We start from the raw sequence: 14,411 nt of genomic DNA on the forward strand, positions 1-14,411 counted from the left end.
CTTTCCATCCACCGCACGCGACGGGCGCCGCCCGTCCGGAGAGGGACGATGAACCAGACCGAGATCCAGAACCTGCTCGACGAGCCGGCCTGCACCCACAACACGGCGGGCAAGACCGGCTGCGCCCGCTCGCGTCCCGGCGCCACCCAGGGCGGCTGCGCCTTCGACGGCGCGCAGATCGCCATCCTGCCGATCGCCGACGCCGCGCACATCGTCCACGGCCCGATCGGCTGCGCCGGCAGCTCCTGGGACCTGCGCGGCAGCAGCTCCTCCGGCCCGCAGCTGTACCGCCTGGGCATGACCACCGAACTGTCCGACGTCGACGTGATCATGGGCCGCGGCGAGAAGAAGCTGTTCCACGCCATCCGCCGCGCGGTCGAGCAGTACCGGCCGCAGGCGGTGTTCGTCTACGGCACCTGCGTGCCGGCCATGCAGGGCGACGACATCGAGGCGGTGGCGCGCGACGCCAGCCAGCGCTGGGGCGTGCCGGTGATCCCGGTGGACGGCGCCGGCTTCTACGGCACCAAGAGCCTGGGCAACCGCATCGCCGGCGACACCCTCTACCGCCACGTGATCGGCAGCCGCGAGCCGGCGCCGGTTCCGCAAGGCGCCGTCGCCCCCGGCATCAAGGTGCACGACGTCAACCTGATCGGCGAATACAACATCGCCGGCGAGTTCTGGCGCGTCGCGCCGCTGTTCGACGAACTCGGCCTGCGCATCCTCTGCACCCTCTCCGGCGACGCGCGCTTTCGCGAGGTCCAGACCATGCACCGCGCCGAGGCCAACATGGTGGTCTGCTCCAAGGCCATGCTCAACGTCGCCCGCCAGCTGCGCGAGGACTACGGCACGCCGTTCTTCGAGGGCAGCTTCTACGGCATCGCCGACACCTCCCAGGCGCTGCGCGACTTCGCCCGGGCGATCGGCAACCCGTCGCTGGCGGTACGCACCGAGCTGCTGATCCTGCGCGAGGCAAACCGGGCCAAAGCGGCGCTCGAACCCTGGCGCGAGCGCCTCGCCGGCAAGCGCGCGCTGATCTTCTCCGGCGGGGTGAAATCCTGGTCGGTGGTCTCGGCGCTGCAGGATCTCGGCGTCGAGGTGATCGCCACCGGCACCGAGAAATCCACCGAGGAGGACCGCGCGCGGATCCGTGAGCTGATGGGTCCGAACGCCCGGATGATCGACGACAACGACCAGAGCGCACTGATCGCCACCTGCATCGAGAGCGGCGCCGACATCCTGATCGCCGGCGGGCGCTACCTGTACGCCGCGCTCAAGGCGCGCCTGGCGTTCCTCGACATCAACCACGAGCGCGATTTCGGCTACGCCGGCTATGAAGGCTTCGTCGAACTGGCCCGCCAGCTCGCCCTGGCCGTGCACAGCCCGGTGTGGCAGCGCGTGCGCCAGGAGCCGCGCTGGGTGCGCGCGAGCCTCAATGCGGCCCTGCTGGAGGAAGCCTGACATGGCCCGGATCGTCCAGACCAACAAGCCGCTGAGCGTCAACCCGCTGCGCGTCAGCCAGCCGATGGGCGCCGCGCTGGCCTTCCTCGGCCTGGCCCGCAGCCTGCCGCTGGAGCACGGCGCCCAGGGCTGCACGGCGTTCAGCAAGGTGTTCTTTACCCGCCATTTCCGCGAGCCCATCCCGCTGCAGACCACCGCGCTGGACCTGGCCAGCACCGTGCTCGGCGGCGACGAGCGGCTGCACGAGGGCCTGGCCACGGTGATCGACGAGCATCATCCGGAGGTGGTCGGGCTGATCACCACCGGCCTGGTGGAGATGCAGGGCGCCGACATCCGCCGCGTGCTGCGCGACTTCCAAGCCGGGCGCTGCGAAACCGCCAGCGTCGTCGCGGTGAACACCCCGGACACCCTCGGCGGGCTGGAGAGCGGCTACGCCCTGGCGGTGGAGGCGATCGTCGAGGCGCTGGTGCCGGACGCCGTGCTGCCGGCGGCGCAACGCGCCCGCCAGGTCAACCTGCTGGCCGGATCGATGCTGACCCCGGCCGACGTCGAGGCGATCCGCGAATGGATCGAGAGCTTCGGCCTGCAGGCGGTGATCCTCCCCGACCTCGCCGACTCCCTCGACGGCCACCTGACGCCCCAGGGCTACACCACCCTGACCACCGGCGGCACCAGCCGCCAGGCGATCGCCGCCATGGGCCGCTCGGCGCTGACCCTGGTGATCGGCGACTCCCTCGGCCGCGCCGCCGACCTGCTCAAGGCGCGCACCGGGGTGCCGGACCTGCGCCTGCCCGGGCTGACCGCGCTGGCCGATTGCGACGCCTTCGTCCAGGCGCTCGCCGACGTCTCCGGCCGCCCGGTGCCGGCGCGCCTCCTGCGCCAGCGCGAGCAGCTGCTCGACGCGATGGTCGACAGCTACGTCCCGGTCGGCGGCGCGCGCATCGCCATCGGCGCCGACGCCGACCAACTGGTCGCCCTCGGCCGCTTCCTCGACGACATCGGCGCCCGCCTGGTCGCCGCGGTCAGCCCCTGCCGCAGCACGGCGCTGCAGGCGCTGAACGTCGAGGAAGTGCTGGTCGGCGATCTCGAGGACTTGGAGGAACGCGCCCGCACGGCCTCCGCGCAGCTGCTGATCGGCAACTCCCACGCCCTGCAGAGCGCCGAACGCCTCGGCATCCCGCTGCTGCGCGCGGGCTTCCCGCAGTACGACCAATACGGCGCGGCGGCGCGCCTGTGGGTCGGCTACCGCGGCGCGCGCCAGCTGCTCTTCGAGCTGGCCAACCTGTTCGCCCCCCGGGGCGCCGGCATCGCCCCCTACCACTCGCCGCTGCGCCAGGATTTCGACGGCGCCGCCAGCCCTTCCGCGAGGAGCATTTCCGCATGATCAAAGTCGCTTTCGCCTCCAACGACCGCGTCAACGTCAACCTGCACTTCGGTGCCGCCGACACCCTGATGCTCTATGACGTTTCGCCGGGCTATGCCGAACTGCTCGGCGTCGGCGAGTTCGTCCAGGTCAACATGAAGGGCGAGAACCGCTTCAAGTCGCTGTCGGAGGGCCAGACCAACATCATCGACCTGCAGCTCAGCGCCGAGGAGCTGGAACGCCTCGCCGCCAAGCCGCCGGAGGACAAGGTGATCGCCAAGCTGGACTTTCTCGACGGCTGCTCGGCGATCTACGCCGCCTCGATCGGCACCTCGTCGATCAAGCGGCTGATCGCCGCCGGCATCCAGCCGATCATCGTCGGCACCGGCCAGACCATCGAGGATTTGCTCAACGAGGTCAGCCTGGCCCTGCACTGCGGCGGCCTGAGCTGGGTCGAACGCGCCAAGGCCAAGGCCGAACGCGCTGCCCAGCCCCCGCCGCGCCCCGCGAGCCCGGCAGCGGGCTACGCCTGATCACCTCCATCGAGGAGCTGGAATAGCCGCCCGTGCGGGGCGGCGGGAGACGATCAGCGCATCGAGTGGTGATGCGTGGAATGACCTTCCATGGCGTCCATCCCGTGATCGCTGAGCTGGGCGCCGATCCAGCTGTGGATCGCATGGATCAGTTCCGGCCTGGCGGCGGCGAACTGCAGCTGCGCGCCGTCCCGGATATCGGTGTATTTCACCGACATCTCGCCCGGCGCGGCTTGCCGTAGCGCTTCGAGGCCCGGCATATCATGGCCATGGATGGTTTCCGGCCCGGAAAAGTCCTGCTGCGCGAACTGATCGCCGATCTCCTGCAGATGCTGACGGATCAGCGCCAACTGGGCGGGGTCCGCCCCCTCCCTCAGGACGACCTGCTGGATGCCGCCGTCGGCCGTTCTCTCGAAGACATGCGTGGTCTGACTCAAGGCGAAGGGCATCACCTGCGCGCCACGGCGGGCGACATCCGCCTGGCGCTCGTGCGACGCCTGGGACGCGACCGCATGGCCCGAAAGACATACCGCGATCCCCACTACCGACAAGAGCTTCATCGATCTTTCCATAGAACTCACACCAGCCTCCTGCACACCACGTGCACTATTCGATGCCTCAACGAGCCCCCGGCTCTCGGCAAATCCTGAAAGCGATCGGCTGTTTCTCCGCGCGGGTATCAGCCGCCGGCCATGGCCGATACGACAAATACTTCATCACGAGGTTCGAGGACCGTTTCCATTCCCTCGAGCGCCTTGATGTCCTTTCCGTTGACGAAAATCCTGATGTATTTCTTCATCGCGCCATCCTGGCCGTAGAGCTGGGCGCTGAAACCCGGATAGTGCACATCGACTGCTGCCAGAAGTGCATTGATGGTTCCTGCCCCGACCTCCAGCTTGGACTTGTCCTTGACGGACTTTCTGAACGGCGCGGGCACAAAAAGGATGGGCATTCTCTTCTCCTGGGTCAGTGGCTCTTGCTCGCCCCGCAGGCAGGGCAATCCTTCGTACGTCCGATCTCGAGATAGCGGGTCGTGTTCGACTCGAGGTCGAAGAACCAAAGAACGTTCTTGAGCGGTTGCCCGAAGCCGGTCAGCACCTTGATCGCTTCCATGGCGATGGTCGTCCCGACCATCACCGGACCGGGACCGATCGCCGGGAAGACCTTCATGTCCGTCCAGTACTCGGGCTTTTCCGGAAACACGCAGCGCAGGCAGGCGGTTTCGCCGGGATGAAGGTGCTGGCATAGCCCTCCATGCTGAACATGGCGCCCATGCACACGGGTTTTCCCTGCCGCATCGCCTCGTCGTTCATCAGATAGCGTTCCTCGAACAGGGGCGCGCCATCCACGACCACATCGGCTTGCGCGACGAGATCCGCGACATTCCGCTCGTTGATGTACTCGTTGACCGTGACTAGCTCGATGTCCGGGTTGATTTCCCGGAGCTTCTCCGCCCACACCTCGGCGCAAGGCCTGCCCAGGTCGGCGGGCGTCACCAGTTGCCAGCGATTGAGGTATTCCGGAACCACTTCGCCGCCGTGCGCCAGGACCAGGCGGCCGACACCGGCGCGCACCAGATTCATCGCCGCGGTGCCGCCGACACCGCCGACCCGGGAAACAAGTACGGTAGAACCCTTGAGACGTAATTGCCCCGCCTCGCCAAAACCTTCGATTCGCAACTGCCTGGAGTAACGCGCCCTGTCGAACTCGCTAAGCACTTTGGTTTGCATGAGACTCCTTCACTCGATCACGGTTACAACACGTGAGGCGCCCTACCGGCAATGCCAATAGAGGACAGCCTCAGGATACGACTCATCAATAAAAGGGCATTTCCGGATCGACTTCCGCCGCCCAGGCCCGAATACCGCCTCGCAAGTTATAAGTCTTGTGGAAACCCTGCCTGGCAAGAATGTCCAACGCCTTCCGACTGCGCTCGCCCATCAGGCAATAGACGATGAGTTCCTTCGACGGGTCCAACTCCGCATAACGAACAGGCAACTCGCTCAAGGGCACATGTAGTGCGCCTTCGATTCTGCAGATTTCCCACTCATGCACTTCCCGCACATCGAGAAGAACTACATTTTTGTCATGCCTGGACTTGGCAGCCGCCTCCGTGGCGGTAATCTCCCGATAAGACCCTTCCGCCGGCGCGGGCGAACTGCAGGAAACCTGATAATTCCGAAGCGACGTGATGCTAGGCGAAGCACCGCATATTGGACAGCTGGGATCTTTCTCGATCTGCAGTTCGCTGGTGCGCATGCTCAAGGCATCGACCATCAGCAAGCGTCCGACCAGCGGATCGCCGATACCCAGAATCTGCTTGATCACTTCGGTCGCCTGAATGACCCCCAGCAATCCCGGCAGAACGCCCAATACCCCGGCCTCGGCGCAACTCGGCATTTCTCCGGGAGGCGGCGGCTCGGGGTATAGACACCGATAACAAGGCCCCTTGCTGGCATGGAAAACCGATGCCTGCCCCTCGAAGCGGAGGATGCTGGCATGCACATTGGGTTTTCCCAGCAGCACGCACACATCATTGGTCAGATAGCGCGTGGAGAAATTATCGGTGCCATCGGCAACGATGTCGTACTCGGAGCAGATCGCGAAGGCGTTCTCCGCCGTGAGCATGGTGTCATGCTCCACGATCTCGATTTGCGGATTGAGATCCCGCAGTTTCCTGGCAGCCGAACCTATTTTCGGCTGGCCGACATCGGAAGTGTGGTGAATGATTTGACGCTGCAGATTGCTGTAATCGACCACATCGCTATCGACGAGTCCCAGGCGCCCCACGCCTGCAGCGGCCAAATACAATGCCAGCGGAGACCCCAGACCGCCTGTGCCGACGCACAGAACTTTAGCCTGCTTTAGCCTTAATTGTCCTTCTCGTCCCACTTCCGGTAACAGCAGATGCCTGCTGTATCTGTTGACTTCCTGATGCGAAAGCTCCATCGAGCATATCCTTGCAGAAGATCGAGCAGAAATAGCTACCCGACTCTTTCTTGTTCTTGTAGAGGTTCGGCAGCCGACTCAATCAAATAATTCAATGCAAAGCAACGCCTTTAAAGATTTTTGCCTGCCGAGACAGCGACAAAACCGTGGCGCTATATTTTTTTATTTATATAAAAACATTGCATCACTTATAAAACACTTTAAAAACAAGGTGTAGCACGCTATGGCGACATTTCTTTTATAGCGCCATACATATATCAAAAGATGAAGAACCTGCGGCTCCCATAAACTTATGGAGAAAAACGCCAGGCAAGTTGCTCGGACCCAATTTACGACACCTGAAGTCAGGGATCCGCCAATACCACCGGCACGAAAGAGTGATCCCCGTCACGAACCCGGCAAAAAGCCATGTTACAAAATGTTTCAAACCTATCGCCTGTGCATAGGACAGGCTCTGGTCAGCGATGCGCGGTGTCGCTCATTCAGAGGCGCTTGCCACGAAACCAAATCCTCTGGGGGGCGTCGACACATCCCGTCGCCAACCAACCTTCGCTCATCGAAAGGAAACCGCCTCTATGCACCTGCGCCGCATTCACCACGCCGCCATCATCTGTTCGGACTACGCGGTTTCGAAGCGTTTCTACACCGAGGTCCTCGGCCTTCGCGTCGTGGCCGAGCACTACCGAGCCGAGCGCCGCTCCTACAAACTCGATCTGGCGCTGCCGGACGGCTCGCAGGTCGAGCTGTTCTCGTTTCCCGCGCCACCGCCCCGTCCTTCCCGACCGGAAGCCCAGGGGTTGCGCCATCTGGCCTTCGAGGTCGACGACGTGACGGCCTGCAAGGCGGAACTCGAGGCCCAGGGCATCGCCGTCGAGGCGATCCGCAGCGACGAGCACACCGGCCGGCGTTTCACCTTCTTCGCCGACCCGGACGGGCTGCCGCTGGAGCTGTACGAAGCGCCGCCGCAGGCGGAGGGCTGACGAAAAGGCCCGCCGGACAATGTCGCGGCGGGCCTTGCGGACACCCGGAGGGGGCTCAGGTGGCGTCGGCGTGGCTGACCAGCCCCTTGACCAGGATCGCCGCGCTGGCGAGGCCGGCCGGCAGCAGCAGGGCGCTGAGCACTTCCTCGAAGGTCCAGCCGAGGCCGAGCAGGGTCGCGCCGATCCAGGCGCCGAGGATGGCGCCGAAGCGGCCGATGCCGAGCATCCAGGACACCCCGGTAGCACGACCCTGGGTCGGGTAGAAGCGTGCGGCCAGGGACGGCATGGCCGACTGGGCGCCGTTGACGCTCATCCCGGCGAGCAACACCAGGGTCGCCAGCAGGGCGGCCTGGCCCAGGCTCTGGCCGACCGCCCAGGTGAACAGGCCGGCCATCAGGTAGAACAGGCCGATCACCTTGTGCGGGTTCATCCGGTCCATCGCCCAGCCGACCGCCACCGCGCTGAGCACGCCGCCGAACTGGAACAGCGCGCCGATGAAGGCGGCCCGTTCCATGCTCGCGCCGCTGTCGCGCAGCAGCGTGGGCAGCCAGCTGGTCAGCAGGTAGACGATCACCAGGCCCATGAAATAGGTGAGCCAGAGCAGCAGGGTGCCGATACGGAAGGTGCCGCCGAAGATCACCGCGAAGACGCTGCCGGCCTTCTCCGTGCGCTGCTCGGGGATGCTGAAGCCTCTGGCCCGGACGGCCTCCTCGCCGATCGGCCGCAGCACCCGGCGGACGCGCTCGACGTCGTGACCGCGCGCCACCAGGTAGCGGGCCGACTCGGGCAACCAGAACAGCAGGGCCAGCGCCAGGAGCAGCGGCAGCACGCCGCCGACCAGCAGCAGGCTGTGCCAGCCGTAGACCGGAATCATCCAGGCGGAGACGAAGCCGCCGCCAGCCATGCCCAGGTTGAAGCCGCAGAACATGCTGGTCACCAGCAGCGACTTGTGGCGCACCGGGGTGTATTCCGAGAGCAGCGTGGTGGCGTTGGGCATTGCCGCGCCGAGGCCCAGGCCGGTGAGAAAGCGCAGTACCACCAGTTCGCCGACGCCGCTGCTGTAAGCCGAGGCCAGGCTGAACAGGCCGAACAGCAGCGCCGAGCCGACCAGCACGCCCTTGCGGCCGAAACGGTCGGCCAGCGGGCCGGAGCAGAGCGCGCCGAACACCATGCCGATCAGCGCAGCGCTCATCACCGGGCCGAGGCTGGCGCGGTCGATGCCCCAGTCCTGGATCAGCGCCGGGGCGATGAAGCCCATGGCGGCAGTGTCCAGGCCGTCGAGGAAGACGATCAGAAAGCACAGCAGGACGACGCGCCACTGGTAGAGACTCAGCGGCCGGGAATCGATGAAGGTTTGTACGTCGAGGATGTCCGGAACCGAGGCGCTGCCGGCTGCGGCGGCCTCGCCCGGAAGCGTGAGGGGGGTGCTCATAAGGCTCTCTCTTGTTGTTGTTGTTGGGGGTAGAGCGAACCTGAACGCTACGGCCGCCCCGCCCTGCCGGACAAGCCGATAACCGCCTTAGCGTTCGATCAGCGCACGACTCTTCCCGGCGCGACCCGCTTGCGCCGCACGCCGGCCAGTGCCGCCCAAGTGCTGGCATCCCCCCAGTACCGAGCGGAACGGATCGCCTGCCGGCTGTACCTGCGGGTACGCCGCACGGCCGGGCGGCGCAAAACCGCTTCTTTCATGCTTGCAAAAAGCCACGCGCCAATGGCATAAAAAACTATAAAAGATAAATATATTGGTTTTTTATGCCAAAAATACACAAAAAATGAATTTCATACCCTGATGGCATCGCCCTTGCTCAATCTCCTCCGACACTAATCAAACGCCACGAATCAACGGAGGTTCCAAGATGGCATTGCGTCAGTGTGCAATTTACGGCAAGGGTGGTATCGGCAAGTCCACCACCACCCAGAACCTGGTAGCCGCCCTCGCCGAGTCCGGCAAGAAGGTGATGATCGTCGGCTGCGACCCGAAGGCCGACTCCACTCGCCTGATCCTGCACTCCAAGGCCCAGAACACCGTCATGGAGATGGCCGCATCCGCCGGCTCGGTGGAGGACCTGGAGCTGGAAGACGTGCTGCAGATGGGCTTCGGCGGCGTCAAGTGCGTCGAGTCCGGCGGTCCTGAGCCGGGCGTCGGCTGCGCCGGCCGCGGCGTGATCACCGCGATCAACTTCCTCGAAGAGGAAGGCGCCTACAGCGACGACCTGGACTTCGTGTTCTACGACGTGCTGGGCGACGTGGTGTGCGGCGGCTTCGCCATGCCGATCCGCGAGAACAAGGCCCAGGAAATCTACATCGTCTGCTCCGGCGAGATGATGGCCATGTACGCCGCCAACAACATCGCCAAGGGCATCGTGAAATACGCCCACTCCGGCAGCGTGCGGCTGGGCGGGCTGATCTGCAACAGCCGCAAGACCGACCGCGAAGACGAGCTGATCATGGCCCTGGCCGCGAAGATCGGCACCCAGATGATCCACTTCGTACCGCGCGACAACGTCGTGCAGCACGCCGAAATCCGCCGTATGACCGTGATCGAATACGATCCGAAAGCCAAGCAGGCCGACGAGTACCGCGCCCTGGCCAAGAAGATCGTCGAGAACAAAATGCTGGTCATCCCGAACCCGGCGAGCATGGAAGACCTCGAAGAGCTGCTGATGGAATTCGGCATCATGGAGAAAGAAGACGAGTCCATCGTCGGCAAGACCGCCGCCGAAGGCTGATCCACCCAGCGCCGTGTTTGCGGAGGAGAGCGTGCGTCGCGGGTTTCCTGAATGGCTTCTCGCGGCCGGCGGCGCACGCCGTCCTCCCTTTTGAACCACCCCGAATTTCCCGACCTCAGGAGCTGACCCTATGGCGATGGCCATCGACGGCTACGAATGCACCGTCTGCGGCGACTGCAAGCCGGTCTGCCCGACCGGCTCGATCGCTCTCCAGGACGGCGCCTACGCGATCGACGCCGACAGCTGCAACGAGTGCGCCGATGCAGGCGAACCGCGCTGCCTCGGTGTCTGTCCCGTGGATTTCTGCATCCAGCCGCTCGATGACTGAAGACTGAACGACTCCGCACCCCGTTGCCGGCGGCAGGACATCCCGCGCCGTTCTGCCGGCGGATCTCGAACGGCGATCGCTTTCCTCAGGGGCGGTCGCCGTTTTGTTTTTCTCCTCCGATAGCGACTTTTCCGGTTCCGTTTTTCCTCTCCGGCGACGCCCCCTTCCGGGCGGCCACAAGCGCCCCCCAGTACTGCCTGCCCACATCCCGCAAGAAGCTGCCCATCGGCATCCAGCCTTCGCCAAGATTCATGATCGTACCCACGCTCCTGCGTGGGTACGCCGCAGGGAACGCTTCGGCGCAGGACTGGGGGAGCCATCAATCGCCGAGGGCCGCGAATGAATTCGCTCCTACGGGCCTGCCAGCTCCGGAGCATCGCCTGCGATCCGGAGCGGCTCGACGCCACGCACCTCGACGTACAGACCCCGAACGCTCCGTACTTGGCTGAACGAAAAACCTTTGGCGTATTCCGCCGGCCGTCCGCGCCAGCGCCGCAAACGCGGAAAAAATGCCCGAAAAGCCCCTGCGCGGCGCCTTTAGGCAGCACTGAAAGAAATGCGCAAGCCATTGATTAGAAAGCACTAATCAGGCCGCCGGGCGGGCGGGCGGAAAATTCCCGCAGCCACCGCAAGGGCATCTGGCACGCATCCTGCCATTACCTCCTCGCCAACCGGTTTTTCCGGTCCCGGTCGAGTGCCGTCAGGGGACTCGATCCACGCATACAGCCGAGGAGACTTCAACCATGCCAATGGTATTGCTGGAATGTGACAAGGACATACCCGAGCGCCAGAAACACATCTATCTGAAGGCGCCCAACGAGGACACCCGCGAGTTCCTGCCGATCGCCAACGCGGCGACCATCCCCGGCACCCTGTCCGAACGCGGCTGCGCCTTCTGCGGCGCCAAGCTGGTGATCGGCGGCGTGCTCAAAGACACCATCCAGATGATTCACGGCCCGCTCGGCTGTGCCTACGACACCTGGCACACCAAGCGCTACCCGACCGACAACGGCCACTTCAACATGAAGTACGTCTGGTCGACCGACATGAAGGAAAGCCACGTGGTCTTCGGCGGCGAGAAGCGCCTCGAGAAGAGCATGCACGAAGCCTTCGACGAGATGCCGGACATCAAGCGGATGATCGTCTACACGACCTGCCCGACCGCACTGATCGGCGACGACATCAAGGCGGTGGCCAAGAAGGTGATGAAGGACCGTCCCGACGTGGACGTCTTCACCGTCGAGTGCCCCGGCTTCTCCGGCGTGTCCCAGTCCAAGGGCCACCACGTTCTGAACATCGGCTGGATCAACGAGAAAGTCGAGACGATGGAGAAGGAAATCACCAGCGAATACACCATGAACTTCATCGGTGACTTCAATATTCAAGGTGATACCCAGCTGCTGCAGACCTACTGGGACCGCCTGGGCATCCAGGTCGTCGCCCACTTCACCGGCAACGGCACCTACGACGACCTGCGCTGCATGCACCAGGCCCAGCTCAACGTGGTGAACTGCGCGCGCTCCTCCGGCTACATCGCCAACGAGCTGAAGAAGCGCTACGGCATCCCGCGTCTGGACATCGACTCCTGGGGCTTCAACTACATGGCCGAGGGCATCCGCAAGATCTGCGCCTTCTTCGGCATCGAGGAGAAGGGCGAGGCGCTGATCGCCGAGGAATACGCCAAGTGGAAGCCGAAGCTCGACTGGTACAAGGAGCGTCTGCAGGGCAAGAAAATGGCGATCTGGACCGGCGGCCCGCGCCTGTGGCACTGGACCAAGTCGGTCGAGGACGACCTGGGCGTGCAGGTCGTGGCCATGTCCTCCAAGTTCGGCCATGAGGAAGACTTCGAGAAGGTCATCGCCCGCGGCAAGGAAGGCACCTACTACATCGACGACGGCAACGAGCTGGAGTTCTTCGAGATCATCGACCTGGTCAAGCCGGACGTGATCTTCACCGGCCCGCGCGTCGGCGAGCTGGTCAAGAAACTGCACATCCCCTACGTCAACGGCCACGGCTACCACAACGGCCCGTACATGGGCTTCGAGGGCTTCGTCAACCTGGCCCGCGACATGTACAACGCCGTGCACAACCCGCTGCGCCACCTGGCCGCCGTGGACATCCGCGACAAGTCGCAGACCACGCCGATCATCGTGCGGGGGGCCGCCTGATGAGCCAGTCCCATCTCGACGATCTGTTCGCCTATGTCGAGGAGCGCTGCCTGTGGCAGTTCTTCTCGCGCACCTGGGACCGCGAGGAAAACATCGAGGGCGTGCTCAATCAGGTCGGTCGCCTGCTGACCGGCCAGGAGCCGCTGCGCGGCACCCCGCAGGAGCGCCTGTTCTACGCCGACGCCCTGGCCATGGCCAACGACGTCCGCGAGCGTTTCTCCTGGGCTTCGCAGGTCAACAAGGAAGAGATCGCCTTCCTGATCGACGGCCTCAAGTCCCGTCTGGTCGACGTGACCATCACCCGCTCGACCAACCGCGAACTCAACCACCACCTCTACTGAGTCACCGGCGCGCAGACGGCCGTCCGGCCGTCTGCGCGCACGAAGGAGCCATTTCATGAGCAATTGCGAGCTGACCGTCCTCAAGCCGGCGGAAGTCAAGCTGTCCCCGCGCGACCGCGAGGGCATCATCAACCCGATGTACGACTGCCAGCCCGCTGGCGCCCAGTACGCCGGCATCGGTATCAAGGACTGCATTCCGCTGGTCCACGGCGGCCAGGGCTGCACGATGTTCGTCCGCCTGCTGTTCGCCCAGCACTTCAAGGAAAACTTCGACGTCGCCTCGACCTCGCTGCACGAGGAGTCGGCGGTGTTCGGCGGCGCCAAGCGCGTCGAGGAAGGCGTGCTGGTCCTGGCCCGCCGCTACCCGAACCTGCGGGTGATCCCGATCATCACCACCTGCTCCACCGAAGTGATCGGCGACGACATCGAAGGCACCATCAACGTCTGCAACCGGGCACTCGCCGCCGAGTTCCCGGACCGCAAGATCTACCTGGCGCCGGTGCACACCCCGAGCTTCAAGGGCAGCCACGTCACCGGCTACGCCGAGTGCGTGAAGTCGGTGTTCAAGACCATCACCGACGTGCACGGCAAGGGCCAGCCGAGCGGCAAGCTCAACGTCTTCCCGGGCTGGGTCAACCCCGGCGACGTGGTGCTGCTCAAGCGCTACTTCGCGGAAATGGGCGTCGACGCCAACATCTACATGGATACCGAGGACTTCGACTCGCCGATGCTGCCGAACAAGAGCATCGAGACCCACGGCCGCACCACCGTCGAAGACATCGCCGACAGCGCCAACGCCCTGGCCACCCTGTCCCTGGCCCGCTACGAGGGCAACACCACCGGCGAGCTGCTGCAGAAGACCTTCCAGGTGCCGAATGCCCTGGTCAATACGCCCTACGGCATCAAGAACACCGACGACATGCTGCGCAAGATCGCCGAAGTCACCGGCAAGGAGATCCCCGAGTCGCTGGTCCGCGAGCGCGGCATCGCCCTCGACGCCCTGGCCGACCTGGCGCACATGTTCTTCGCCAACAAGAAGGTGGCGATCTTCGGCCATCCGGACCTGGTGCTCGGCCTGGCCCAGTTCTGCATGGAAGTGGAGCTGGAACCGGTACTGCTGCTGATTGGCGACGACCAGGGCAACAAGTACAAGAAGGATCCGCGCATCGAGGAGCTGAAGAACACCGCGCACTTCGACATCGAGATCGTCCACAACGCCGACCTCTGGGAGCTGGAGAAGCGCATCAACAACGGCCTGCAGCTCGACCTGATCATGGGTCACTCGAAGGGCCGCTACGTCGCCATCGAAGCCAACATCCCGATGGTCCGCGTCGGCTTCCCGACCTTCGACCGCGCCGGCCTCTACCGCAAGCCGACCATCGGCTACCAGGGCGCCATGGAGCTCGGCGAGATGATCGCCAACGCCATGTTCGCCCACATGGAATACACCCGTAACAAGGAATGGATCCTCAATACGTGGTGAGTTGAGCCACCAGCGGCGGCCCCCTGCTTCGGCAGGGGCCTCCGCCCCGTATTCCACTCCGGCCGCCATGCCGCCTTCG

General features: G+C 64.5%; 14 protein-coding genes and 1 pseudogene. 9 read left to right on the forward strand and 6 right to left on the reverse strand.

Going from position 1 to position 14,411, the window contains the following annotated elements; all coding sequences use genetic code 11:
* Positions 1-48 precede the first annotated feature (48 nt).
* The 3 genes from nifE to Atro_RS12290 are packed head-to-tail and all read left to right on the forward strand — an operon-like array spanning position 49 to position 3,354.
* Positions 49-1,458: a nitrogenase iron-molybdenum cofactor biosynthesis protein NifE gene (nifE, locus tag Atro_RS12280; RefSeq protein WP_497922638.1), complete on the forward strand. Its 1,410-nt coding sequence runs from the start codon at positions 49-51 to the stop codon at positions 1,456-1,458.
* A 1-nt stretch (position 1,459) separates the two neighbouring features.
* Positions 1,460-2,842: a nitrogenase iron-molybdenum cofactor biosynthesis protein NifN gene (gene nifN, locus Atro_RS12285; protein ID WP_497922640.1), complete on the forward strand. Its 1,383-nt coding sequence runs from the start codon at positions 1,460-1,462 to the stop codon at positions 2,840-2,842.
* Complete coding sequence (locus tag Atro_RS12290) at positions 2,839-3,354, forward strand: NifB/NifX family molybdenum-iron cluster-binding protein (protein WP_497922641.1); 516 nt, start codon at positions 2,839-2,841, stop codon at positions 3,352-3,354. The genes nifN and Atro_RS12290 overlap by 4 nt, the downstream gene beginning before the upstream one ends.
* 53 nt (positions 3,355-3,407) lie before the next feature.
* Here Atro_RS12290 and Atro_RS12295 read toward each other — a convergent pair whose 3' ends face one another.
* From Atro_RS12295 to moeB, 4 genes and pseudogenes are all read right to left on the reverse strand, one after another.
* Positions 3,408-3,914, reverse strand: coding sequence for an aspartate carbamoyltransferase (locus Atro_RS12295; RefSeq protein WP_497922643.1), 507 nt, complete (start codon positions 3,912-3,914; stop codon positions 3,408-3,410).
* A gap of 119 nt (positions 3,915-4,033) precedes the next feature.
* On the reverse strand, positions 4,034-4,306 hold the full coding sequence (locus Atro_RS12300) for a MoaD/ThiS family protein (protein ID WP_497922645.1): 273 nt from the start codon (positions 4,304-4,306) through the stop codon (positions 4,034-4,036).
* A 14-nt stretch (positions 4,307-4,320) separates the two neighbouring features.
* Positions 4,321-5,084, reverse strand: a pseudogene (locus Atro_RS12305) (HesA/MoeB/ThiF family protein).
* A gap of 85 nt (positions 5,085-5,169) precedes the next feature.
* A complete protein-coding gene (gene moeB / locus Atro_RS12310) occupies positions 5,170-6,303 on the reverse strand; it encodes a molybdopterin-synthase adenylyltransferase MoeB (RefSeq protein ID WP_497922646.1) in 1,134 nt (377 codons plus the stop codon).
* Between the two features lie 575 nt (positions 6,304-6,878).
* Between moeB and gloA2 the strand changes: the two genes are divergently transcribed.
* On the forward strand, positions 6,879-7,283 hold the full coding sequence (gloA2, locus tag Atro_RS12315; protein ID WP_497922648.1) for an SMU1112c/YaeR family gloxylase I-like metalloprotein: 405 nt from the start codon (positions 6,879-6,881) through the stop codon (positions 7,281-7,283).
* 55 nt (positions 7,284-7,338) lie between these two features.
* Here the strand turns inward: gloA2 and pcaK are convergent, their stop codons facing one another.
* Positions 7,339-8,715 (reverse strand): 4-hydroxybenzoate transporter PcaK, encoded by a 1,377-nt coding sequence (pcaK, locus tag Atro_RS12320; RefSeq protein WP_497922650.1) that lies wholly within the window; start codon positions 8,713-8,715, stop codon positions 7,339-7,341.
* A gap of 424 nt (positions 8,716-9,139) precedes the next feature.
* Here pcaK and nifH point away from each other — a divergent pair, with 424 nt between their 5' ends.
* Together nifH and Atro_RS12330 are read left to right on the forward strand one after the other, a co-directional pair.
* Positions 9,140-10,012 carry a nitrogenase iron protein gene (gene nifH / locus Atro_RS12325; RefSeq protein ID WP_497922651.1) on the forward strand — a complete coding sequence of 291 codons (873 nt, stop codon included), beginning with the start codon at positions 9,140-9,142 and terminating at the stop codon, positions 10,010-10,012.
* 130 nt (positions 10,013-10,142) lie between these two features.
* The gene (locus tag Atro_RS12330) at positions 10,143-10,340 is read left to right on the forward strand and encodes a ferredoxin family protein (protein WP_497922652.1); all 198 of its coding nucleotides are present in this window, start codon (positions 10,143-10,145) and stop codon (positions 10,338-10,340) included.
* A gap of 85 nt (positions 10,341-10,425) precedes the next feature.
* Here Atro_RS12330 and Atro_RS12335 read toward each other — a convergent pair whose 3' ends face one another.
* The gene (locus Atro_RS12335) at positions 10,426-10,593 is read right to left on the reverse strand and encodes a hypothetical protein (RefSeq protein ID WP_497922654.1); all 168 of its coding nucleotides are present in this window, start codon (positions 10,591-10,593) and stop codon (positions 10,426-10,428) included.
* 490 nt (positions 10,594-11,083) lie between these two features.
* Here Atro_RS12335 and vnfD point away from each other — a divergent pair, with 490 nt between their 5' ends.
* Genes vnfD through vnfK form a run of 3 tightly spaced genes read left to right on the forward strand, consistent with a single transcriptional unit; the run spans position 11,084 to position 14,332 of the window.
* Positions 11,084-12,508, forward strand: coding sequence for a nitrogenase vanadium-iron protein, alpha chain (gene vnfD / locus Atro_RS12340; protein ID WP_152386420.1), 1,425 nt, complete (start codon positions 11,084-11,086; stop codon positions 12,506-12,508).
* Positions 12,508-12,849 carry a V-containing nitrogenase subunit delta gene (vnfG, locus tag Atro_RS12345; protein WP_497922656.1) on the forward strand — a complete coding sequence of 114 codons (342 nt, stop codon included), beginning with the start codon at positions 12,508-12,510 and terminating at the stop codon, positions 12,847-12,849. Before vnfD ends, vnfG begins: the two co-directional genes overlap by 1 nt.
* 55 nt (positions 12,850-12,904) lie before the next feature.
* A complete protein-coding gene (gene vnfK / locus Atro_RS12350; RefSeq protein WP_497922658.1) occupies positions 12,905-14,332 on the forward strand; it encodes a V-containing nitrogenase subunit beta in 1,428 nt (475 codons plus the stop codon).
* The last annotated feature ends 79 nt before the right edge of the window (positions 14,333-14,411 follow it).

Source organism: Azotobacter tropicalis, assembly GCF_059739045.1.

Excerpts from the sequence above, each read along its gene's own strand:
- nifE (WP_497922638.1), top strand. The coding sequence starts at position 49 with ATGAACCAGACCGAGATCCAGAACCTGCTCGACGAGCCGGCCTGCACC.
- nifN (WP_497922640.1), top strand. The coding sequence starts at position 1,460 with ATGGCCCGGATCGTCCAGACCAACAAGCCGCTGAGCGTCAACCCGCTG.
- Atro_RS12290 (WP_497922641.1), top strand. The coding sequence starts at position 2,839 with ATGATCAAAGTCGCTTTCGCCTCCAACGACCGCGTCAACGTCAACCTG.
- Atro_RS12295 (WP_497922643.1), bottom strand. The coding sequence starts at position 3,914 with ATGAAGCTCTTGTCGGTAGTGGGGATCGCGGTATGTCTTTCGGGCCAT.
- Atro_RS12300 (WP_497922645.1), bottom strand. The coding sequence starts at position 4,306 with ATGCCCATCCTTTTTGTGCCCGCGCCGTTCAGAAAGTCCGTCAAGGAC.
- moeB (WP_497922646.1), bottom strand. The coding sequence starts at position 6,303 with ATGGAGCTTTCGCATCAGGAAGTCAACAGATACAGCAGGCATCTGCTG.
- gloA2 (WP_497922648.1), top strand. The coding sequence starts at position 6,879 with ATGCACCTGCGCCGCATTCACCACGCCGCCATCATCTGTTCGGACTAC.
- pcaK (WP_497922650.1), bottom strand. The coding sequence starts at position 8,715 with ATGAGCACCCCCCTCACGCTTCCGGGCGAGGCCGCCGCAGCCGGCAGC.
- nifH (WP_497922651.1), top strand. The coding sequence starts at position 9,140 with ATGGCATTGCGTCAGTGTGCAATTTACGGCAAGGGTGGTATCGGCAAG.
- Atro_RS12330 (WP_497922652.1), top strand. The coding sequence starts at position 10,143 with ATGGCGATGGCCATCGACGGCTACGAATGCACCGTCTGCGGCGACTGC.
- Atro_RS12335 (WP_497922654.1), bottom strand. The coding sequence starts at position 10,593 with ATGAATCTTGGCGAAGGCTGGATGCCGATGGGCAGCTTCTTGCGGGAT.
- vnfD (WP_152386420.1), top strand. The coding sequence starts at position 11,084 with ATGCCAATGGTATTGCTGGAATGTGACAAGGACATACCCGAGCGCCAG.
- vnfG (WP_497922656.1), top strand. The coding sequence starts at position 12,508 with ATGAGCCAGTCCCATCTCGACGATCTGTTCGCCTATGTCGAGGAGCGC.
- vnfK (WP_497922658.1), top strand. The coding sequence starts at position 12,905 with ATGAGCAATTGCGAGCTGACCGTCCTCAAGCCGGCGGAAGTCAAGCTG.